We start from the raw sequence: 21,951 nt of genomic DNA, 5'->3' as shown, positions 1-21,951 counted from the left end.
CGGAACTCCCACTGGGCGGGTGGGACGAGGGACGGCCCGAAAAGAAACCGGCGGCCCCTGGGGGCCGCCGGCCGGACGTCAGCGGGGGGGAATCCGCGGCGCCTAGAACATGCTCCACAGCATCTGGTTGGTCACCTCGTGGTGGAACATGATTTCCGCCCGCTTGATGCGGTCGCCGAGAGCCCGCGGGCAGCGGTGCGCGCAGGCCCGCTTCAGGTCGTGGTACTTGACGTGGGAGTCGTCGCCGAGGAGTTCCCGCACCCAGGCGCTGCGCCGGTGGAGGCCCATGGCGTCGTAGATGTTGCCCGGGAGCAGACGCTTGCGGATCCGCTTGGGCTTCGGGGCGTTCGGGTCGGGCTCCGGGCCTTCCATGCCGGTGCGCAGCAGCGCGTAGATCAGCATGTAGGGGTTCGAGTCCGGCCCCACCGAACGCACCTCGATGCGCTTGCCCGCCTTGCCCGCCAGGGGGATGCGGATCATGCTGCTGCGGTCGGTCGGCGAGGCGGCGATCTCGTTCGGCGCCTCGTAGTTCGGGTCCAGGCGGCGGTAGGCGTTCACGCTGGCGTTGAGGATCAGGCAGAGGTCCTCGGCCGAGTGCAGGATGCGCCGGATGAAGTCCTGGCCGAGCTGCGACATCCTGTCCGGGCCCTTCTCGTCGTAGAACAGGTTCTCGCCGTTCCGCGCGAGGCTCATGTTGGTGTGCATGCCGCTGCCGTTGATGCCGGTGACGGGCTTGGGCAGGAAGCTGGCCGTCATGTCCATGGACTGGGCCACCTGCCGGCAGAGCAGCTTGTAGAGCTGGATGTGGTCGGCGCAGACCAGGGCGCCGGAGTACTTGAAGTTCATCTCGAACTGGGACGGGCCGACCTCGGGGTGGTCCTTCTCGTTCTCGAAGCCCATGGCCCGCTGCACCTCGGCCGAGGTGTCGATGAAGCGGCGCAGGGGATCCTGGGGCAGGCTGTTGTAGTAGCCGCCGGTGCTGACGAGGTCGAACTCGTGCTGGCGGTAGTACTTCCGCTCGGCGTCGGCCCCCTTGAAGATGAAGCCCTCGATCTCGGCCGAGACGTTCGCCACGGTGCCGTCCTTGCGGTACATCGCCTCGGTCAGGCGCATGAGGCGGCCGCGGAAGTCGGCCTCGTAGGGCTGGCCGTGCTGGTCGAGGACCATGCCGAACACGAGCACCTTGCCGGGCCCGAAGATGTCCGACGGCATCCAGTAGAAGGCCCGCCAGTCGATGCCGAGGATCAGGTCGCTCTCGGCGATGCGCGAGAAGCCGCGGATCGACGAGCCGTCGAAGGTGAGCTGGTCGGCGCCGAGGAGGAACTTCTTGTCGTAGTCCAGCATGTGCAGCCGGCCCTCGAGGTCGGTGAAGGCCACGGTGACGGCCTTGATCCGCTTCTCGCTCTCGAGGTAGGCCCGCCGCTCCTTCTCGATCTTCTCCATGGGCGTCCAGCTCTCCTGGTGCGCCTTGGATTCGAGGTTCAGCTCTTCGAGACGGTCGTACGGGATCTCCAGGAACTCACGGAGCGGGGCGTTCTTCGAATCCATGGATCAGGCACCTCACAGGCTGGGGGGATGTGCTTCGAAGGCTTAATTCTACCAGTTTTAAGCTTAAACTCAAGACAAAAAACCTTAAACTAGGTAGATTTTTGAAAAAACACTCTGTTTTTTAGATCATCGATGCGATGCGACGTTGGCGTGGCGGACCGGAATCGGCGCCTGGCGCCGGCCCGGATCGGCCGGGCCGTCCGGTCAGTAGCGCACCATGATCCGGTAGAGCAGGGAGAACGACGACGGTCCGGTGGCGTCCCGGCCCGCGAACGTCCCGCTCGGGCGCACGCGCACGTGGGTCACGGCCCCGTCGGCGCCGAAGGCGTCGGCCGTGGGCTTGTACTTGAACGTGGCGCCGCCGTTGTCCGAGAAGGACACGTCTTCCTGGCCGTTGCCCCAGTGGCCGCGCCCGAGGGTCAGGCGGCTGGCGGGCGTTCCGTCCGCGAGGTGGATGGGCCCGGTCCCGCCGGGGTAGTCGGTCACGATCAGGGCCGCGTCCGGCGGGATGGCGAGCACGACCTCCACCGAGTTGTTGTCGACGGCCCCGGCGCCGAGGTTGCTCGTCGTCAGGGTGCACAGCACGGTCGCCCCCGGGATGGCCTTGGGGTTGGCGGCGCCGTTGACGGGGTCGTCGAGCGTCTCCACCGCGGCGACCGAGACGAGTTGGGCCGGCGAGGCGACGATGTCCAGGGGCACGGCGCCGCTGTTGTTGGCCGGAGCGAAATCGAACGAGCCGCTGGTGACCAGGACGTCGAGAGCCGCCGGCGCGGCGGGCAGGGCGTGGGGCACGAGCTGCAGGGTCAACGGCAGCGACGCGCCGGCCGCCAGCGGGCCGGGATGGGTGAAGACCACGTCGGGCAGCAGGGCCGTGCTCACGGTCCAGCCGGGGCTCGGGGTGCCCGCGAAGTCGACCTCCGCCGGCAGGGTCACCCGCATGGCCACCGCGCCGGGCTCGTCGCTGGGGCCGTTGTTCACCAGGGCCAGGTCCACCGGGGTGGTCTCGAAGAGCGGCAGGGGCGTGGACGGCCCGGCGGTCCAGGCCAGGTCCGTCAGGGGGATGTTCGTCACCGAGATCACCTCGGCCGAGAGCAGCACCAGGTCCTGGCCGGACTGGTAGACGGTGGTCGCGCTCGTCTGTCCGGCCGCGAGGTACGGCGTCACGTCGTAGACGTCGAAGTCGACGCCCCAGGTGTCGGACCGTCCGGTCACGTTCACCGTCGAGTTGAACTGGTTCGAGACGGGGTTCAGGCCGTCGAGCATGACCGCGCCGTCGAAGGTCAGCGTCTCGGTGTAGCCCGCGAGCTGGCCGCTGTTCTCGGCATCGCCCTCCCACGTCAGGTGCGCGACCTTGCCGTTGATGTCGTCGGCGGCGATCTGGAAGTTGTCCGCGGTGACGGAGATGCGGCCGCCCCGGTAGGCCTGGAATCCGTCGAAGACGTTCACCACCCGGTTCGACTCGGCCGGATGCTCGTAGACCACGATCAGCGACCAGCCCGCCACCACCGCCTGCACGTCGCAGTGCGGGCTGCGCGTGTTCACGTCCAGGTTGCCGAAGGTGTAGTCGCCGTTCCCCTTGGCCGCGACGGCGGCGGTGACGTCGGCCATGCCGCTGAAGAAGTCGTAGCGTTCGCCGCCGGTGGCGTACGCTTCGGTGAACTGGCGGTCCGCGTCCACGGTGCGCCCCTCGAAGGTGACCCGCCAGTCGGGCGAGCGGCGCGTCGAACGCCGGACGTCGGACCAGGAGCCGGCCCAGTAGAGATACGCGGCGCGCACGGTGGCGCCCGGCGGCAGGCCCGTGAGCTTCGCCGTGTCGTAGTTGTCGACGCTGCAGGCATCGCCCTGGTTGGAGCCGCGCCGGAGCGAGCCCGCCGTCCCGACGAAGTTCACGTGGCCCGCGTGGGTGAAGGACAGGTCGATGGGCGTCCCGGCCCGCGCCGCGGACGGCGCGACCGCCGCGAGCAGTCCGGGCAGCAGCCCGAGGAGCAGGACGACCCGCCGCGGGAGATCAGCGCAGCACCGCACGGGTCACCTCCTGGTTGAACCGCACCCGGAAGCGCAGGAACGGGCCCTGGGCCGTGTGGTCGTTGGCCCCGAAGTCGCGGTCGCGGTAGCCGGCGAAGTTGTAGCCGAGGGAGAGCCAGATGTCCTCGAGCACCTTGTAGCCGCAGGTGACGCCGGCGCTCCAGTCGATGACGCCGTCGCGCCAGGCGTGGCGCGACGAGCCCCGCAGTCCCGCGTCCCAGCGGCTGCCCCAGAAGTGCCGCCACTCGAGCGCGAGGTTGTCGCTCACCGACTCGTAGCGCGTGCCCGCGATGGTGTCGCGGTTGAAGCGGAGGCCGAGCAGGGTCGAGAGCTGGTCGCGCGGGCCCAGCATGCGGGCCACGTTCAGGTTGTTCACGATGCGCCAGTTCGACAGCGGGAGCGCGCCGCCGGTGCGCTCCTCGCCGCGCCACGAGAGCCGGTGCAGCACGGTCCAGGGCGAGTCGTCCGGACGCCAGCTCAGGCCGAGACTCACGTCGCCGAGAGCCTCGCGCCCGGTGGTGCGGTTGTCGGTGCGGGCGAACCGCAGGCTGCCCAGCAGGCCCAGGTTCTCCCGCGCCTCGACGTGGACGCCGCCGGCCAGGCCCCACTTCTCGGCCGCGTCGCTGGTGCGGTACTCGACGCGCTGGTCGACCAGCCAGGCGCCCCGCTGCCAGGTGGCGCCGAGGGAGCCCGCCGTGAAGTCCGCGTCGCCGGCCGCGGGGGCCACGCCGGTCGTGTCCGGGGCGGCCGCGTCGCCGAGGGGCGTGGTGGCGCCGTGGTCGAGACTCGCGTCCACGTGCCAGGCCTCGCTCAGGCGCAGGTTCTGCTGCAGGCCCATGTCGGCGAAGACGCGCCGATCGCTCTCGCGGCTGCGGCGCTCGGCCGAACTGCGCAGGCGGGCGCCCTGCCAGGGCACCGATTCCACGCCGAGCCGGGTGCGGTGGTCGGCCGGGCCGCCGCCGTCGGCGATCTCCTGGGCGAGGAAGATCTTCTGGTCGCGCCACACCTCGTACTCGGCGCCCAGGGAGGTCCGGGTGGGGAAGTCGGCGAGGCCGTCGCCCCCGCCGAGCCCCTGCTCGCGGGCGAGGCGCAGGCGTCCCCGGTCGCGCAGCACCTTCAGGGCCACGTCGGCCGTCAGCTGCCGGGTCTGCTGCAGGGGCGCGTCGGGCCGCTCGTCGTTGGCGGCGCGCAGGCCGAGGCCGGCGCTCACGGCGCCCCGGTCGTAGCGGGCCCGCAGGTCGGCGTACTGGCGGCGGCTGCCGTCGCGCCGGTTCTCCTGGGCGAAGGTCGTGCCCTCGAGGCGCCAGTTCTCGTGCTCGCGCCAGGCGAGATCCAGCCCCGACTTGCGCATGCCCGCCTCGCCGCCGTTCTGCTGGCCGAGCCCGAACCCGTCCTCCTGGTCGCGGTGGTACAGCCGGCCCTGCACCGCGCCGGACCGTTTGGCGAGGTCGGCCCGCCAGGCGCGGCGCGTGCCGGCCGTCCCGGTGTCGGTGCCGGTATACTCGGCCTCCAGGCGCAGCGACCGGTTCAGGTCCCAGCGCGTGTCCAGGCCGGCCATCACGTCGGCGCCGCCGCCGGCCGTGCCTTCGCGCACGCCGGTGGCGCCCAGTTCGAGGTCGCCGCCGCCGGGCTTCCACGAGGCGCGCCCGCCGGCGGTGATCTCGGCCTCGTCGGCCGCCTCGGTCTCGTAGCGGACCACGATCCAGACCGGGTTGAAGGCCTCGTCCTGGCTGGGCACCGGCTGCTTGAAGAAGAGGGTGCCGTCGAGTTCGTCGAGGGTGTAGTCGACGCCGCGGGTGAGCGGCCGCTCGACGAGGATGATCTCGTTGCGGTAGCGGTCGCGCGTCTGCAGCACGATCTGCTCGCTGTGGGGCACGATGCGCCGCGCCGAAAGATGGTACAGGCCCGAGGTGCCGTCGCCCCGGATCTCGTCGCGCCGGAAGCCCTGCCGCGTCTCGCTGGCGAAGACGTCGAAGCCGATCTCATCGCCGCGGCGGCTGGCGCGAAAGCCGGTCAGGGTGCGGCTGTAGCGGGCCAGTTCGGTCATGGTCAGGCCGGTGTCGTGGTCGCCGTAGAGGGCGTAGAACTGCTCGCGCTCGAGCCGCACGTAGAGGCGGTCGCGGCTGGGCGCGTCGTGGCGCTGCACCACCGCGTCGCCGTACACGGTGTAGTAGGCGTCCGGATCGATCTCGCCGAACATCGTGCGCGCGGGGTCATCGTCCGGATCGCGGCTGTCGTAGGCCATGGTCAGCAGCCAGCGGCCCTTCAGGCGGCCCTTGGCGTAGAAGGCCAGGCGGCCCTCGGCATAGAAGTCGTCGGGCCGGTCGGCGGCGGCGAGGGTCTCGAGGTTGCCGGACACCGTGCTGTAGCCCGCGGTGCCCTCGAGCACGCCGGCCAGGACCCAGTCGCGCGCCGCCGGCTGCAGCCAGGTGCGGATCTCCTCCTGGCTGTCCTGCAGGTCCAGACGCACGAGCGCCTCGCCCGAGGCGGTGGTGGGGGCCAGGGGCAGCAGGGCGATGCCCTCGGGCCCGATCACGTAGGTCGGCACCTTCTCCTGCAGGTCGGTGATGGTCTCGCGTTCGGCGTCGCCCTTGGCGCGCCAGGCCTCGTGGGGCGGATCGACACCGTAGCGGCCGATGACGTCGCGCCGGGCCGGATAGCCGTCCTTGTCGGTCAGGCGCACGGCGATGCGGGGCCGGGTCCGCCCGTCGGCGACCAGCACCGAGCGCTCGGGCACGAAGTCGGCGAAGACCGGGGGACCGGACAGGTGCACCTGCCGCTCGAGGCGTGCGGTGACGCGGCCGGCCGCGTCGCACAGCTCCACGCCGACGACGTTGTCGCCCGGGGCCAGGTCCAGGCCGGTCCACAGGCTGAGGGCCTTCTCGCCGCCGGCGTCGACCAGGCGGCCGGCGAAGTTGAGGCTGCCGGCGGCGACGCCGTTCAGGCGCAGGCGCACCGAGTCGGCGGCGGCGTGCTGCACGGCCAGCTTGATGGCCGGCAGGTGGGGCAGGTGGCCCTCGGGCGGCCACACGATGCGCGTGGCGGCGGGGGCGGCGGCGAGCCAGGCCTCGTCGTACTGCGGCATGGCCAGGGTGTCGGCCGGGGCGCCTGCGGCCTCGGGCCAGGTCTCGCCCGGCCGGAATCCCGTGACGGCCTGGCGGGTGCGGTCGTGGTCGCGCACCACCTGGTCGGGCAGCAGGGGCACCGTCTTCTCGGTCCAGACCTGCAGGGTGACGCGCCGGTTCTCGGCGCGCCCCGCGGCGGTGGTGTTGTCGGCCACGGGCTCGCGGGGGCCCATGCCGTACATGGCGAGCTGGGCTTCGCTGAGCTGCAGACGCTCGGAGACCAGGCGCCCCACGGCCTCGGCCCGCGCCAGGGAGAGGGCCAGGTTGTCGGTGTACACGGGATGGGCCCCGGGACGGATGCGCTGGCTGTCCGTGTGCCCGACCACCCGCACGGCCACGATGTCCAGGTCGGCGAGGCCGGCGAGCAGGGTGTCGATCTGGGCGATGTCGGCCGGCCCCAGTTCGGCGCTGAGGCTGGCGAAGCGGGGCCGCAGCACCATCTCGGGCTGCTCCTCGCGCACGACCTCGGGCACCAGGCCGATGGTGGCGGCGACCACCGGCGTGCGGACGTTCGGCCGGGCCGGCGTGTCGGCCACGAGCAGGGCCTGGAAGGGGAACTCGGCCCGCCGCAGGGGGGGCTGCACGCGGACGGCGAACTCGAGCGAGTCGGCGGCTCCGGCGGCGAGTTCGTCGACCCCGTAGACGAGCACGCCCCCGGACGCCGCGGGGTCGGGCAGTGCGCGGTCGCCCCGTCGCGAGGAGCCCGGCTCGTAGGCGACGCCGTCGGGCAGCTGCACGGTCAGGCGCAGGTTGCGCAGGGGAACGTCCGTCGCCGCGACGGCCACGCGGCCCGTGATGCGGTCGCCGCGCAGGACCGTGTCGAGGGCGAGGTCGAGGTCGCCCGTGGCCGGCGGCACGCGCTGCAGCCGGTAGTCGCTGCGCCAGAGCGTGCCGCCCTGCAGGTCGACCAGATGCGACCACGGGTGCTCGACGTGGAGCGAGTCGCCGGTGCAGTCGCCGGGTTCCCAGCCCGCGGGCAGGCTCGCGAGGTCGAGCTGCACCACGTGGGCGCCGGGCACGAGGCCGGCCAGGTGGTAGCGACCGTCGGCGTCCGTCACGGCGAAGGCGCCGGTCTCCAGGAGGACGCGCACGTCGGGGATGCCGCGCAGCGAGTCGTCCGCCGCGGCGCAGTCCCGGCCCGTGACCCGGCCCATCAGGGTGGCCGTGTCGCCGAAGAGGTCGCGCCGCACGGTGACGCGCGCGGCGGCCTCGTTGCTGCGGCGACCGGCCCAGGCGGCGGTGGCGCGGTTGACCGCGTCGCCCGGCACCGCGCCCGGCACGACCGCCGCCACGTAGGCGAACGAGACGCTCGCGCCGGGGGCCAGGGCCGCGTGGGGGAAGACGAGGGTGCGTCCGTCGGGCGAGACGCTCGGGTCGGGCGCCGGTTCGCCGTCGACGCGGGCCGAGCCGGCGCGGTAGCGGAAGCCCACCGGCAGGCGGTCGGTGACGGCCAGGTCGGTGGCCTCGTCGGTCGTCGCGTTGGCGACGGTGACCTCGTAGGGCACGAAGTCGCCCACGGCGACGCTCGTGCGGCCCGCCTGCTTGCTCACGAAGAGGTCGCTGTCGACGCTGTCGAGGGGGATGTCGATGCGCAGCGGCAGGCCGGTGGCGAAGAAGGCCCCGCCGCGGCTGGCCGGATCCACCAGGTGCCAGGGGCCGCCCGGCGCGGCCTGCACCGCGGCGTCGTCCAGGCGCGACGGCGCCCGGTAGCCCGGGGGGGCGTCGATCTCGAGGCGGTAGCGCCCGTCGGGCACGTGGGGGAAGCGGTAGCCGCCCGGGCCGAAGTCGTAGGCGTGGCCGGCGGCGTCGGTCAGGGGGGCGCCCGTGACCACGTCGGCGGGAAAGGCGCTCACGGCGTCGACGCCGTGCACGGCCGCGGGCAGGCCCGTGGCGTCGTCGACCAGGCGCACGGTGACGCCGCTCAGGGGTTCGCCGGTGCGCGAATCGAAGATCCGGCCGACCGGGTCGACGGCGGCGGTGGCCACGGCCCGGTCGGCGGGATCGTCGGGGTCGACGTAGGCGGCGGTGAGCTCGTGGTCCTGGCCCACGGCGAGCAGGCCGTCCTTGGCCTGGGGCGCCTCCGGCCCGGTCGTCTGCAGGTAGCCGAGGAACGCGCCGGTGGCCGGACCGGTCTCGGTCAGCCGCAGCAGCTCGCGGTCGCCCAGGGCGGGGTTGGACACCTCGAGCAGGACGGTGTCGGCGACGCGGGCGTCGCGGTCCCGGTCCGGATCGACCAGGTGCAGGAAGACGGGTTCGCCGCGGTAGTAGGTGTCGGCGCTGACGAGGGGCACCGGCTCGGTGAGGTCGATGGGTGTTCCGCCCGGCGGCGCGGGGGCGGGCGCCAGGGCCCAGGGCCCGGCCGGATCGCCGCTCGTGCTGTAGTCGGTGCCGGCGACCGGCACCGCCAGGGCGGCCCGCACGCCGGGGCGATGACGCATGAGGTCGAGGGTGGCGGGGGTGGCGACGGGGACGACGGTCAGGGTCACCGCGTTGCTGTCCGTGGTGAGGGCGGTGCGCGTGCCCGCCGCGTAGGTGGCCCTGGCCGTGTTCCCGATCACGTCGCCCGGCGCGTTCTGGGCGGTCGCGCCCGCCGTCCAGCCGAGGGCGAGCAGGGCGACCGCCAGCCAGGTCCGGACGTGCGGAAACGCGATCCCGTGGGGGAACGCGTTTCCGCACCGGAGGCAGGACTGTCGGTCGACTCTGCGCATCGGGGTCCTACTGGATGATCACCTGGAACGTGCTCGTGGCCGCGCCGGCGGCCGCGATGCTCGCGAACTGGATCCGCATGTGCGTCACGTTCGGATCGGTGCCGTCGCCGCTGTCGGTGGGCACGTGGGTCCAGGTGGCGCCGCCGTCGTTGCTGTAGGTGATGGTGCCCGCCGGGGCCACGGCGTGGCTGCCCACGACGAAGCTGGTGTTGGCCGGGACCGGATCGACCACGACGACGTTGTCGGCGCTGGTGCCGCCGGTGTTGTTCAGGGCGGTGCTGTAGTCGAGCAGCGCGCCGGGGATGTTCTTCGGGTTGGCGGCGCCGTTGATCGGGTCGCTGGTGACCGTGTGGGTCTTGACGACCTGCAGGTCGGCCGCGGCCACCTCGTAGGTGGACTGGCTGCTGTGCGAGCCGTCGAAGGGCGCATCGGCGTTGCCCGCCGCGTCGGCGAAGACGATCTGCACGACCGCGGGGTCGTCGATGCTGGCGCCGTCGTCGTTGGCGATCACGGCGCCGTTGACGCCGGGGGTCGCGCCGGCGCCGGTCTCGGCCAGGAGGGTGTAGATGGCCAGGTCGGCGTCCACGGGACCGAGCGGGATGTCGGCCACGATGAACACGGTCACCGTGGCGTCGACGGCGAGCTCGTCCACGAACGTCTGGGTGTCGATGGCCGGGTCGTAGGTGCCGTTGGCGTTCAGGTCGACGTAGGTGTTGACGTTAGCGCCGAGGAAGTCGCTGCCCGGATCGGCCACGGCGCTCAGGGTGTAGTCCTGGACCGTGTTGCCGCTGTTGGTCACCGAGAAGGTGAGCACGCGGGCGAGCATGCCGGGCACGACGACGATGTTGGCGGCGTCGAGGGTGGCCACCTGCACGTCGACGCGGTTGTCGACGAGGAAGGTGGCGGTGTTCGAGTTGATCGTGGCCTGGGCGAGGCCGCCGACCGAGTAGTCCACCGACGCGGTGTTGTCGACGACCGTGCCGGACGGGGTGCCGCCGGCGAAGGCCGCGCCGGCCGCGACGAGCGCGACGGCGAGGACCGCGACGGTCCGGATGATGGGGCGAAGAGTCATTGCGATCTACCTCCTGGGGAGCGGCCGGCAGGCCGCACGGGTCCGGCGGTTCCGGACCCGCGCGGACCTACATCAGCCTCGTGGTGTAGCTCACCTGGCCGGATTCACCGGGCGCAAGCGGCCTGTGGAAATGCCAGCGGATGTGGGTGCAGTCGGCGGGCACCGCGGGGCGGATGCCGCCGGCACCGTCGGGAATGGTCAGGTCGGAGAGCGGGCCGAAGATGGCGCCGCCGTCCACCGAGTACATGATCTCGACGTGGGCCGGCGTGCCGTCGGCCCGCCGCAGCTCCATGTGCTCGGGAATGGGGTTGGTGATGGCGACGTCGTCGGCGGGCTCGCCGCCGCGGTTGTCCCAGGTCAGGGTGTAGATGACCTCGTCGCCGGGCACGACGGTCTCGGCCGGGACGCGGGCGACGGTGCGGGCGCCGTCGGCGCCCTCCTGCACGACCTCGATCTCGGCGAAAGCCTCGAGCACGAGGCCGTCGGCGGCGAGGGCGGCCCCGCCGGCCAGCAAGGCGGCCAGCACGGGCAGGGCCAGCAGGGCGCGGATCTTCGCATGGGACTTGTTCACGGCTGCTACCTCCGGTTACTCCAGGTCGACCTGGAAAGAGATGCGTTGGACGGGTGTGTCGGCTGTCATGTCCCCGAGGGCGACGGTGATCGTGCCCGCGGCCTGCCCGCCCACGTCGCCGCGGTCGGCGTCGAGGGTGTCGGACAGGAGGGTGTCGTTGAGCAGAAGGGTGCCCGGCCGGTAGGTCGTGCCGGGCGGAATCGGATCGGTGACGACGACGTCGCGGGCCGTGCCCGTGCCGCTGACCGTCACGTCGATGGTGTAGGTGACGACCGAGCTCGTGTCGGCCTCGCCCGGGGCGAGGGACGTGCCGACGGCGCTGGCCACCGTCGCGCTCTTGACCAGCCGCACCTGCGCGGCCACGAGCTGCAGGGCGCCGTCGGCCTCGGCGAAGCCGCCGCCCGGCCCGATCACCGCGTCGGTGCCGTCGTCGCCGGCGCCGTGCACGACGGTGCCGGGCGTGCCGTAGCCCTCGGCCGACCCGACGGCGAGCTTCAGGCGGCCGCGGTCGCCGGGCGTCGCGTCGACGGGCACGTCGCCCACGAGGAAGACGGTCAGTTCGGCATCGGCCGCGAGTTCCGGATCGTTGACGCCGGCGTCGTACGCGTCGTCCCGCACGGGATCGAAGAGACCGTTGCCGTCGCTGTCGAAGTGGATCGCCGCGCGGGCGGGGTCGAAGTCGTCGCCGGCGAGGGCGCTGATGGCCGTCAGATGGAAGGTGTCACGGCCGTTGCCCGTGTTCTGCAGCCGGAAGGTCAGGGCCACCGCCAGGTCGCCGGCGTAGGCCGCCACGTCGGCGGCGTCGGCCCAGGCGAGGGTGAAGTCGAGCACCTCGTGCACGGGCAGGGCCAGCCGGTTGCTCACGGCGGTGCGCGCGTTCCCGTCCTGCACGTACGTCACCGTGGCCTGGCTCTGGATCACGGTGCCGGCGGGCGTGCCGGTGGCGTGGGCCGCGCTGGCGCCGAGCAGCAGCATGAGGGTCAGGGACATTCTCCCCGCCGGGCGATTCATCGGTTCACGTTCCCCCCCGGACGCGCCGCGCTGGCCGTCCGGATTGTTCCACTCGTATCCGCCGGCCGGTGGGCGACACCAGGCGGCGGCGGTGTCCATTGCGGGGGGAATCGGATGGCGCCCGAATCCTGTTTAGTTCAATTCGGGCTAATGAAGGCCGTAGCGGGACTAATGGAGAAACGTACCGCGTCGGGGAGGACAGCGGCGCATGGTTCCCCGTGGTTCCCGCGTCGCGGGCCGGCCGGAGGTGGGCCGGTGAGGGGATCCCGGGCCTGCGGCGGGCGGGCCGTCAGGGCCCGCCCGCGCGGTCGGACGTCCGGGTCGCACCGGACGCTCGGCGTTGTTCGCGCCGCGCTAGTGCGCGTCGATGTCACCCAGGCCGGACACCCGCGTGTGCTTCTCGGCGGGATCCCCCCAGTAGTCGATGTTGCCGACACCCGAGACCTCGGCGTCGAGACTCTCCGTCGCCGTGATGTTGGCGTTCCCGGCACCGGAGATCCGCACCTTGACGTGCTTCGCCCGCAGGTCCCGGGTGTCGATGTCGCCGGCGCCCGACACCTGGAGGACGAGGCGATCGACTTCGCCGTCCATCTCCAGCTCGGCGGCGCCGCTCAGCTTGAAGGCGAACTCGTCGCCCCTGAAATCGTGGACGCGAACCTCGCCCGCGCCGCTGACACCCATGGCGACGAGGCGCCGCGCCGTGATCGCGATCCGGCAGTCGTCGTCGGGGTCGACGGGGTCGGTCCAGTCGATGCGCAGGCGCCCGCCGTCGACGGTGACCTCGAGCAGGTCCCAGAGGTTGTCGTCGACGGTGACGGCGACGTCCTGGTCGTCGCCCAGGCGGACGTCGACCGCGAAGGCGCCGCCGATGATGATCTCGTCGAAGTCGTCGAGGGCGAAGGATCGGGTCTCCAGGTCGCCGGACCCTTCGCGGCCGTGGCCGTGGCCGTGGAAATCGAAGGCGCCGGCCGGTCCGGCGGCGAACGCGATCAGGAGCAGGGCGGCCAGGGTGGCCGGGCGATATGGACGGGGCATGGGCTCGAACCTCCGGTCGAGGGGTCTGCGGGGGTATGGAGGAGACGCCCGGCGGGGGGAGAGGGTTGGAACGGGGCGACCGGATTCGCGTCCTGAAGGCCCCAAACGGCGTTCTGTGTTGAATTTTTAGGAATTGTATGGTATAAATGCAGAGATTCACGGCGACGTCAGGGGGGCGCCGACAGGTCCGCACGCATCCGGAGGGACTCCGAAGCCATGAAGATCCGCCTGGTCATCCTGATGGCCGCGGTGGCGATCGCAATCGCCGCCTCCGAATTCACCGCCGATGCGCCGTCGGCGCCGGTCGCCGCGCAGGTCCCGGCCCCGGCCGTGGCGCCGCCCATGCCCGACAACGAGCCCAGCCGGCGACAGACCGGCGGACCCGACGAGCGCCTCGCCTGGGAGACCATGCTCCTGGCCGATCCGGCGACCGGGCGCATTCCTCCCGACATCCACCGCCGCGAGCGCGCGTTCGCCGCGCGCCTGCCCGAGCGGGCGGGCGGCACCTTCGTGGCCGAGCTGCCCGGCGCGCCGACGGTCGCGAAGCTGGCCGGCTGGACGTACCGCGGTCCCTGGAACATCGGGGGCCGCACGCGGGCCCTGGCCATCGACGTGGCCGATCCCACCTTCCGCACCCTGCTCGCCGGCGGCATCAGCGGGGGCATGTGGCGCACCACCGACGAGGGCGCCAACTGGACCCTGACGACCGGCAGCAGCCAGCTCCACGCTGTCTCGTCCCTGGCCCAGGATACGCGGGCCGGACACGAGGACGTCTGGTACTACGGCACCGGCGAGATCCGCGGCAACTCGGCCGGCGGCGGCGGCGCCCCCTACCGCGGCGACGGCGTGTTCAAGTCGGTCGACGGCGGCGCCTCGTGGTCGCTGCTGGCGTCCACGGCGGCCGCCGACCCGACCGTGTTCAGCGGCGAGTGGCAGTACGTGCACCGTCTGGCCGTCGATGCGGGCAACGCGGCCCAGGACGAGGTCTACGCCGCGGTGTACGGCTTCATCGAGCGCTCCACCGACGGCGGCGCGAGTTGGACCCGGGTGCTGGGCAACGCGGCGACGCAGTCGCGCTACACCGACGTGGTCGTCTCGAGCACGGGCGTCGTCTACGCGAGCCTGAGCAGCGAGGGCGCCGTCAACGGCGTCTTCCGCTCGCCCGACGGCATCACCTGGACCGACATCACGCCCGCGGGCCTGACCAGCCACAACCGCATCGTGCTGGCCCTGGCGCCGTCGGACGAGTCGATCCTCTACATGCTCGTCTCGGACCTGAACGGCACCTCGGCCGAGGGCTTCTACAAGTACCAGTACCTGACGGGCGACGGCAGCGGCGTCGGCGGCTTCTGGTGGAACCGCAGCGCGCAGATGGCGCTGCTGCCCGGTCCCAGCGGCAACGAGCCCATGGAGTGCTACAGCAGCTACTGCCAGACGGTGACGGTGAACCCGACCAATCCGGATCACGTCTACATCGGCGGCATCCACCTCATCCGGAGCACCGACGGCTTCGCCACCAACAACCTCGACGCCTGGATCGGCGGCTGGCAGTACGCGAACCACCACGCCGACCAGCACTGGCTGGTGTTCCGGCCGGGCTCGTCGGTCGTGGCCTACACCGGCAGCGACGGCGGCGTGCACAGGACGACCGACATCACGGCGGGCGCCGTCAACTGGAGCAGCCTGAGCAACGGCTACAACACGAGCCAGTTCTACACCGTCGCCATCGACGAGAACCTGCCCGGCAGCGACATCGTCATCGGCGGCATGCAGGACAACGGCACCTGGTTCACCGCCTCGACGGTGGGCACGCAGCCCTGGAGCGAGATCCTCGGCGGGGACGGCAGCTACTGCGCCGTCGGCGACGCCTCGGGCGCGAGCGGCATGTACCTCGTCTCGGTGCAGAACGGCGTGGTCTACCGCATGACCGTCGACAACGCCACCGGCAGCTACCTCGACTGGACGCGCATCGACCCGACGGGCGGCGGCAGCTACCTGTTCATCAACCCGTTCATCATGGATCCCAACGACGACAACGTGGTCTTCGTGGGTTCGTCGGCCGGCGTGTGGCGGAACAACGACGTCACCGCGGTGCCCCTGTGGGGCAACGGGACGACGAGTGTCAACTGGGACCACCTGACCCTCGCGCCGTCCGGCAGTTCGGTCACGGCCCTGGCCATGACCCGGGCGGGCTCGCGCACCCTCTACTACGGCACGGCGAGCGGCGGCATGTACCGGGTCGACAACGCCGACACCGCCCCGGCCGGAACCGTCCCGACGGCCCTGAACATGGGACCCGACTTCCCCGCCGGCGGCTACGTCGCGGACATCGCCATCGATCCGGCCGACGACGACCACCTGCTCGTGGCCGTTTCGAACTACGCCGTGAGCAGCCTCTTCGCCAGCGGCGACGGCGGCGCCACCTGGACGGCCGTCGAGGGCAATCTCGCGGGCGCCGACGGCCCGTCGGTGCGCACGGTGGCCATCGTGCCCTGGAACTTCGTGCACATCTACCTGGCGGGCACGAGCACCGGACTGTACTCGACCTTCGCCCTCGCGGGCGCCGCGACCAAGTGGACCCTCGAGTCGCCGGACCTGATGGGCAACGTCGTCGTGGGGCAGCTCAAGACCCGGGCCGACGACGGCGTGATCATCGCCGGCACCCACGGCAAGGGCGTGTACGGCCTGGCGATCCCGGCCGCGGTGGCGGTGCCCGACGATGTGCCGCAGCCCGCGAGGGCCCTGGCCCAGAACGTGCCCAACCCCTTCAATCCCCTGACCCACATCTCGTTCGAGTTGCCGGCCGACGGGACGGCCCACCTGGCGGTGTACGACATCGGCGGCCGCCTGGTGCGCACGCTGGTCGACGGTGCGATGGCGGCCGGCGACCACACGGTGGCCTGGAACGGCACCGACGACGCGGGCCGGGCGGTGGCGGCGGGCATCTATCTCTACCGCCTGCGCAGCGGCGCGGTCGACGAGGTCAGACGGATGTCGCTGGTGCGCTGAGATGGCGGCGCGACCACGGGACGGAGATCAGCCCCGGGCCGACGGTCCGGGGCTTTTTCCGTGTGGCGTCGATCAGACCGTGGCCCCGGCGTGGGCCCAGACGGCGACGGTCCGCTTCAGCTCGATGGCGTTGAGGGGTTTGGTGAGGAAGTCGTCCATGCCGGCGGCCGCGGTCTTCTCCCGGTAGCCGGCCAGCGCGTGGGCGGTCAGGGCGATGATGGGCGTGCGGGCGTCGTCGCCCTCGCGGGCCCGGATCTCCGCCGTGGCCGCGAAGCCGTCCATGACGGGCATCTGCACGTCCATGAGGATCACGTCGAAGTCGCCGGTCGCCCACATGTCGACCCCTTCGCGGCCGTCGCGGGCCCATTCGGTGGCCGCGCCGGCCTTCTCCAGGATGCGACGGGCCAGTTTCGCGTTGACGACGTTGTCCTCGACGACGAGGACGCGGATTCCCGCGAGATCGGCCGGCACGTCCGCCACGACGGGGGTCTCCGCGGCCGGCACCGCGGCGACCGGGAGCGGGATCGTGAAGGAGAAGGTGCTGCCTTCCTGCTCGATGCTCGCCACCTGGATCTGGCCGCCCATCATGCGCACGATCCGCGACGAGATCGTCAGGCCGAGGCCGGTGCCGCCGAAGCGCCGGGTGGTCGAGCCGTCGGCCTGCTGGAAGGCCTCGAAGATGTTCTCCCGCGCGGCGGCCGAGATGCCGATGCCCGAGTCCTGCACCGAGAAGCGGACCTGCGGGCAGCCGTCGTGGTGGCCCTCGAGCGAGATCCGCAGCCGAACGTCGCCGTCGGCCGTGAATTTCGTCGCGTTGCCGACCAGGTTGGTCAGCACCTGCCACAGGCGCAGGGAGTCGGCCTGCACCCGCGGCGGCACGTCCTGGGCCACGTCCAGCACCAGCCGGTTGCCGCGCCGGGCCGCCTCGTTGCGGAGGGGCCGCAGCACGTTCTCCAGCAGGGTCGCCAGGTCGACGGGCTGCGGATCGAGTTCGAACTTGCCGGCCTCGATCTTGGAGAAGTCGAGGATCTGGTTGATGAGCCGCAGCAGGGTCTCGCCCGACGCACGGATGTCGGTGAGGTACTCGCGCTGCCGTTCGTCGAGGTCGGTCTCGAGGGCCAGGTCGGTCAGGCCGATGACCCCGTTCATGGGCGTGCGGATCTCGTGGCTCATGGTGGCCAGGAACTGGCTCTTGGCCTTGTTGGCCTCGGCCAGTTCGCCGTGGGCCTGCTGCAGGGCGATCGCCCGCTGCTCGAGCTCGAGCTCGCGGTGCAGCCGCGTCCAGAACTCGCGGTGGTAGTAGTTGCCGAGCAGGCTCATCTGGACGGCGTACAGCGCCACGAGGGCCGCGAGACCCCACTGCTGGCCGGCGACCACGAAGGGCAGCGCCACCAGATGGGGCGCCAGGGCCAGCACCACGAAGGCCCGGAAGATGCGCAGGCGGGGCGTGAGCGAGGCGGTGGCGCTGGCGACCATGCCGGCGGTCATCAGCAGGCACACGTGGTACGACCAGCCGACGCCGTAGTGCAGCAGGACCAGGGCGTTGCCGCCTCCCCAGACCACCATGGGAAAGAGCGTCCCGGCGGCGAAGCGCCGCAGCCAGGCCCGCGGCGCCGCGTCGTAGCAGCTGTCGAAGCGTCGGGCGAGGTGCGTGCGCACGAAGCCGGCGGCCACGAAGAGACCCACGACGGCCAGGGCGATCGCGCGGAAGTCGTGCCAGATGTCGGTGACGAGGACGACGAGCGCGGTGGCCGGCACGTAGGTGAACGACGTGCGCAGCGAGCGCCGCGACATCTCGTGGTCGGCGGGGCGGTCGAGGTCGGACACGTGGCGGCCGGCAGCGTCCTCGGACATGGTCTGGGTCTTGGCTATCATGGGGCCGGACGGACTCCTCCGCGATTTCGGGTCGTTTCCCCGGTTATCGACGCGCCCGGCACGCCCTAAAGAAATCATTGCGTTTCGCTGCGGAATGGGGGATGGGGCCTTGCGCACCCTGCGGCGACTCACCATGTTTCGGCCATGGACACCGAGGACAAATCCATCTACCCGGCGCTCCCGTCGGGATTCGATCGCCTCTTCAGGGATCTGAGCATGCGGGTAACCGAACTCACGCCGGACGATCGCCTGTGGGTGAAGGAACGCACCGAGCTCCTGTTCGGCGGCGACTTCGTCGTGTCCCGGTCCGAAGTCCACGATCCCCACAAGCTGCCGGGCTTCATCGCCGCCGAGGGCCCCGAGCGCATCGGGCTGGTCACCTACCACATCGACGGCCCCGACTGCGAGCTGGTCACCATCGACGCCCTCTGCCAGTTCATGGGCATCGGCACCATGCTGCTCGAGAAGGTCGAGGAGGCGGCGCGGGCCGCCGGCTGCACCCGCCTCTGGACCATCACCACCAACGACCGCCTCGACGCCCAGCGCTTCTTCCAGAAGCGGGGGTTCGTGCTCAGCGAGGTCCGGCTCGGCTCCATGGCCAAGATCCGCCTGCTCAAGCCGAACATCCCGCGCACGGGCGACTACGGCCTGCCCATCCGCGACGAGATGGAATACGAGAAGAGGCTCTAGGCCGCTTCCCCGACGTCCGGGCTAGCCGTTCCGCGACGATTTGTATCCGCCCACCAGACGCGAGATCAGCACCGCCAGGAAAAGGGTGCCCGTCAGGGCCTCGAGGATGGCCAGCGCCCGCACCACCGGCGCCACCGGGCTGATGTCCCCGTATCCCAGCGTCGTCAGGGTGACGAAGCTGAAGTAGATGAGGTCCGCGCCCGGCGCCCGGCCGCCGCCGCCGAGGGGCTGGCTGAAGGCGTGGGGGTCGAGCACCGCGAAGGGTGCGTAGAGGAGGGTCCAGAGGGTGCCCAGCAGCACGTAGGTGCACAGGGCGTAGCCGATCACGTCGAGGGTGATGTCGCGGGCCCTGAAGATTCGGCCCAGCATGAGCCGGATGACGAAGACGTAGAAGGACACGGTGACCAGGTAGGAGACCCACGCGACCGGATCGGTGTCGACCAGGTCGGCGGCCACGGACAGCGCGATGGCCGCGCCGCCGATGAGCCAGCCCGTGCGCAGGTGGCCGCGTTCATCGGCGGCCATGACCATGGCGGCGATGATCACGATGGCGTGGTAGAGACTGGGCAGCATGTGGTGGCCGACGTCGACGGCGGTCAGGACGATCTGGCCGACGAGGGCGAGCAGCAGCACCAGGGCGCGGCTGCGGCCGGCGAGGGCGAAGAGGAAGAACCGGCGGTGGGCCGCGCGCGGGCCGCTGCGGGGTTGCGTGTCGCTCACGGGTCCGATCCTTCCGGAGGCGGGTCGCGGGCGGCGTCCGTCCGGTGCCGCCCGGGGCCACTCTAAGGGGCCCTAGCGGGCCAGGACAACCCTTTCCGTGACGGGCGGGACGCCGGGCGCCCGCAGGCGCACGAGGTACACGCCGCTGGCCGCGGCCCGTCCGGCGGCGTCGCGGCCGTCCCAGCGCAGCCGGCCGGAGGCGGCGGCGACGACCCCGTCGTGCAGCACCCGCACGCGGCGCCCGCGCAGATCATACACCGTCACCACGAGTCGGCCCGGGCGAGGGGCGCTCCAGGCCAGGTTCACCGTCGGGTTGAAGGGGTTGGGGGCGGCGTGCAGGGCGGCGGCCGCCGGCGTCGGGAGCGGGTCGGGCGCCGCCGAGGGCGTGCCGTTGCGGCCGAAGGCGATGCCGTCGACGAAGAACCCGCTGTCGGCGACGCCGTCGTCGGCGCCGAAGATCAGCCGGAAGCGGAACGGGCCGCCCACGTACGCGGCGATGTCGAACACCGCCCCACGCCAGCCGTCGCTGTGGCCCGACCAGCCGGCGCGCGCCCCGAGTCCCGGCAGGAAGCGGTCGCGGTAGCCGCCGACGGGCGTGGCCGGCGCGAAGACGCCGTCGGCCCCGGCCACTTCGACCCGCACGCCGTCGTAGTTGGCCTCGGTGGCGCTGAACCAGTGGAAGCTCAGCTCCCACGGGCCGGCGACGACCGGGGACAGGTCGTACTCCGGGCTGGTCAGGGTGTCGACGGCGCCGTCGGCGTAGCCGAGCCCGTCCATGCCGACACCCCAGCAGCCGGTCCCGGTGAAGGCGCCGGTCACGGCCGCGGGGGGCGTGCCGTGGGTCCAGGTCCCGTTGCCCGCCGTGAAGCCGCCGTCGCCGGCGCCGAAGTCCTCCTGCACCGGATCGAGCCGGACGTCGAGCAGCACCGGCGCCCCGGCCCCCACCGTGGACAGGGGCAGGTGGCGCGCACCGAAGCCGGGCACGCCGTCGACGAACAGGGTGTCGACGACCCCGACCGGCACCGGACCGAAGGTGAAGCCGCCGTCCGGTCCGCTGGTGGTCGGGGCGAGCGGCGACGCGAGGACCCGGACCCGCGCGTCGGCCAGGGGCGCGCCCGCGCCGGTCACCGCACCGTCCAGCGCGACCCGCGCCAGGGGCGTCAGGTCCATGGGGACGACCTGCGGGATCCCGGCGGTCAGGTCGACGGCGACGGTCGTGTCCCGGTAGCCGAAGGACGAGAAGCCGAGGGCGACGGACCCGGCCCGGCGCGGCAGGCGCCAGGTGCCGTCGCCGGCGGTGCGGGCCACGGCGGGCAGGCCGGGCACCTGCACCAGCACGTCGGGCACCGGCAGGCCGTCCCCGGCGTCGACGACGGTGCCGGAGATCTCCGCGACGGCGCCCTGGGCCGCGCTCCAGGCAGCGACCAGATCCGGCCGGGCCCCGATGTGACGCTGGGAGATCACGGGCGTCCCCGTCTCGCCGAGGATCTCGCGGGCGAGCGCCGCGTCGAGCACGACGCCCGCATCGGCGCGCACCAGACCCGACAGGGCCACCACCGCGCCGGTCACGATGGGCGTCGCGCTGCTCGTGCCGTTGAAGGTGGCGGTGTACCACTGCTCCTCGGGAAAGGCGGGGGCGCCCTGCAGGTCGCCGTAGGAAAGGGTCGTCACCTGCGAGCCCCAGCCGTTGAGGTCGACCCGGCTCCCGTTGTTGGTCCACCAGGCCGGCGAGAGCGTGCTGGCTTCGGTGGCGCCGACCATGATGGCGCCGCTGTGCCGCAGGTCCGGGTCGAAGAGTCCCAGGTAGACGGGGTCGTCCAGGTTCTCCCAGCCGTTGCCGGCCGCCTCCACCACGATCAGGCCGCGCAGGGTGGCCTCGCGGATGGCGTCGAAGTTGTCCTGCCAGAACTCCATGGGCACGAAGCCCTCCTGGCCGAAGCCCGTGGCGTTGGGGCCGGCGCCGTGCAGTTCGATGACGATCACGTCGCCGGGGGAGAGCACGTCGGCGGCCGCGAGGATGGCCTCGGCGGTGGTCGTCTCGCCGCCCATGGACGAGTTCCCCACCTGGCAGGCGGGCGCGATGCCCGTGACCCCGACCCCGTTGGGGTGGCCGCGGATGACGCCCAGCACCGCGGTGCCGTGGAAGCGCCAGGCGTCGCTGTCGATCTGGGTGCCGAGCTCGACCAGGGGCGCCGGCAGGTCCTCGTGGCTCCACAGCCAGCCCCCTTCCACGTCGACGACGCCGATCCCGGCACCGTCGGCCCCCGGCAGGTCGGCCACGGCCAGGCTGCCGATACCGTCGGGGGCCGGACCCCGGTAGCCCTGCAGGGCGGTGAAATCGGCGGAAAACGTGTCGGCGGGCGCCAGGCGGGCCTCCCGGAGGGGTCGCGGGGCCGGTTCGCGCCCGAAATCGAGGGTGGCCGGTTCGGTGTGGGGTTCGAGCCAGGCCAACTCCACCAGGGGATCGTCCTGGAGGCGGGCGACCAGGCGCCGCAGGGCGTCCGGCTCCCGGTCGGGCGCCACGAAGTCGCCGGTGCGGGCGAGGGCATGGACCAGGGGCGA

General features: G+C 72.2%; 12 protein-coding genes. 2 read left to right on the top strand and 10 right to left on the bottom strand.

All coding sequences use genetic code 11. The features are described 5' to 3' along the window. Positions 1 to 102: 102 nt before the first annotated feature. The 7 genes from KDM41_07860 to KDM41_07830 form a co-directional block, all read right to left on the bottom strand. Positions 103 to 1,548, bottom strand: a complete 1,446-nt coding sequence (locus tag KDM41_07860; protein ID MCB1183334.1) for a glutamine synthetase — start codon at positions 1,546 to 1,548, stop codon at positions 103 to 105. 204 nt (positions 1,549 to 1,752) lie between these two features. Continuing rightward, on the bottom strand, positions 1,753 to 3,573 hold the full coding sequence (locus KDM41_07855; GenBank protein MCB1183333.1) for a DUF3344 domain-containing protein: 1,821 nt from the start codon (positions 3,571 to 3,573) through the stop codon (positions 1,753 to 1,755). Then, positions 3,557 to 9,406 carry a DUF11 domain-containing protein gene (locus KDM41_07850; GenBank protein MCB1183332.1) on the bottom strand — a complete coding sequence of 1,950 codons (5,850 nt, stop codon included), beginning with the start codon at positions 9,404 to 9,406 and terminating at the stop codon, positions 3,557 to 3,559. The genes KDM41_07855 and KDM41_07850 overlap by 17 nt, the downstream gene beginning before the upstream one ends. Positions 9,407 to 9,413: 7 nt before the next feature. Beyond that, positions 9,414 to 10,478, bottom strand: coding sequence for a hypothetical protein (locus KDM41_07845; GenBank protein MCB1183331.1), 1,065 nt, complete (start codon positions 10,476 to 10,478; stop codon positions 9,414 to 9,416). A 67-nt stretch (positions 10,479 to 10,545) separates the two neighbouring features. Then, on the bottom strand, positions 10,546 to 11,049 hold the full coding sequence (locus KDM41_07840) for a DUF11 domain-containing protein (protein MCB1183330.1): 504 nt from the start codon (positions 11,047 to 11,049) through the stop codon (positions 10,546 to 10,548). A gap of 15 nt (positions 11,050 to 11,064) precedes the next feature. Then, positions 11,065 to 12,039, bottom strand: coding sequence for a DUF11 domain-containing protein (locus tag KDM41_07835; GenBank protein ID MCB1183329.1), 975 nt, complete (start codon positions 12,037 to 12,039; stop codon positions 11,065 to 11,067). A 375-nt stretch (positions 12,040 to 12,414) separates the two neighbouring features. Continuing rightward, positions 12,415 to 13,095, bottom strand: a complete 681-nt coding sequence (locus KDM41_07830) for a DUF2807 domain-containing protein (protein MCB1183328.1) — start codon at positions 13,093 to 13,095, stop codon at positions 12,415 to 12,417. A gap of 216 nt (positions 13,096 to 13,311) precedes the next feature. Between KDM41_07830 and KDM41_07825 the strand changes: the two genes are divergently transcribed. Further along, entirely contained in the window at positions 13,312 to 16,104 is a 2,793-nt protein-coding gene (locus KDM41_07825) for a flagellar basal body rod modification protein (protein ID MCB1183327.1), read from the top strand. 72 nt (positions 16,105 to 16,176) lie between these two features. On the opposite strand, the gene KDM41_07820 is transcribed toward KDM41_07825, so the two are convergent. Then, positions 16,177 to 17,979 (bottom strand): response regulator, encoded by a 1,803-nt coding sequence (locus tag KDM41_07820; GenBank protein MCB1183326.1) that lies wholly within the window; start codon positions 17,977 to 17,979, stop codon positions 16,177 to 16,179. Between the two features lie 216 nt (positions 17,980 to 18,195). On the opposite strand from KDM41_07820, the gene KDM41_07815 reads away from it, so the two are divergent. Next, positions 18,196 to 18,669, top strand: coding sequence for a GNAT family N-acetyltransferase (locus KDM41_07815; protein ID MCB1183325.1), 474 nt, complete (start codon positions 18,196 to 18,198; stop codon positions 18,667 to 18,669). A gap of 21 nt (positions 18,670 to 18,690) precedes the next feature. On the opposite strand, the gene KDM41_07810 is transcribed toward KDM41_07815, so the two are convergent. Together KDM41_07810 and KDM41_07805 are read right to left on the bottom strand one after the other, a co-directional pair. Further along, positions 18,691 to 19,389, bottom strand: a complete 699-nt coding sequence (locus tag KDM41_07810) for a two pore domain potassium channel family protein (GenBank protein MCB1183324.1) — start codon at positions 19,387 to 19,389, stop codon at positions 18,691 to 18,693. Between the two features lie 72 nt (positions 19,390 to 19,461). After that, the coding region (locus KDM41_07805; GenBank protein ID MCB1183323.1) for a S8 family serine peptidase at positions 19,462 to 21,951 on the bottom strand (2,490 nt) is incomplete at its 5' end.

The sequence above is a fragment of the bacterium genome (assembly GCA_020440705.1).
GTDB lineage: Bacteria > Krumholzibacteriota > Krumholzibacteriia > LZORAL124-64-63 > LZORAL124-64-63 > JAGRNP01.
The sequence above is the reverse complement of the archived record's forward strand: the minus strand, read 5'-3'. Positions and strand labels throughout refer to the sequence as shown.

What these genes read in the sequence shown, in the direction of transcription:
- KDM41_07860 (MCB1183334.1), bottom strand. Translation starts at nt 1,548, where the DNA reads ATGGATTCGAAGAACGCCCCGCTCCGTGAGTTCCTGGAGATCCCGTAC.
- KDM41_07850 (MCB1183332.1), bottom strand. Translation starts at nt 9,406, where the DNA reads ATGCGCAGAGTCGACCGACAGTCCTGCCTCCGGTGCGGAAACGCGTTC.
- KDM41_07845 (MCB1183331.1), bottom strand. Translation starts at nt 10,478, where the DNA reads ATGACTCTTCGCCCCATCATCCGGACCGTCGCGGTCCTCGCCGTCGCG.
- KDM41_07835 (MCB1183329.1), bottom strand. Translation starts at nt 12,039, where the DNA reads ATGTCCCTGACCCTCATGCTGCTGCTCGGCGCCAGCGCGGCCCACGCC.
- KDM41_07830 (MCB1183328.1), bottom strand. Translation starts at nt 13,095, where the DNA reads ATGCCCCGTCCATATCGCCCGGCCACCCTGGCCGCCCTGCTCCTGATC.
- KDM41_07825 (MCB1183327.1), top strand. Translation starts at nt 13,312, where the DNA reads ATGAAGATCCGCCTGGTCATCCTGATGGCCGCGGTGGCGATCGCAATC.
- KDM41_07820 (MCB1183326.1), bottom strand. Translation starts at nt 17,979, where the DNA reads ATGATAGCCAAGACCCAGACCATGTCCGAGGACGCTGCCGGCCGCCAC.
- KDM41_07815 (MCB1183325.1), top strand. Translation starts at nt 18,196, where the DNA reads ATGCGGGTAACCGAACTCACGCCGGACGATCGCCTGTGGGTGAAGGAA.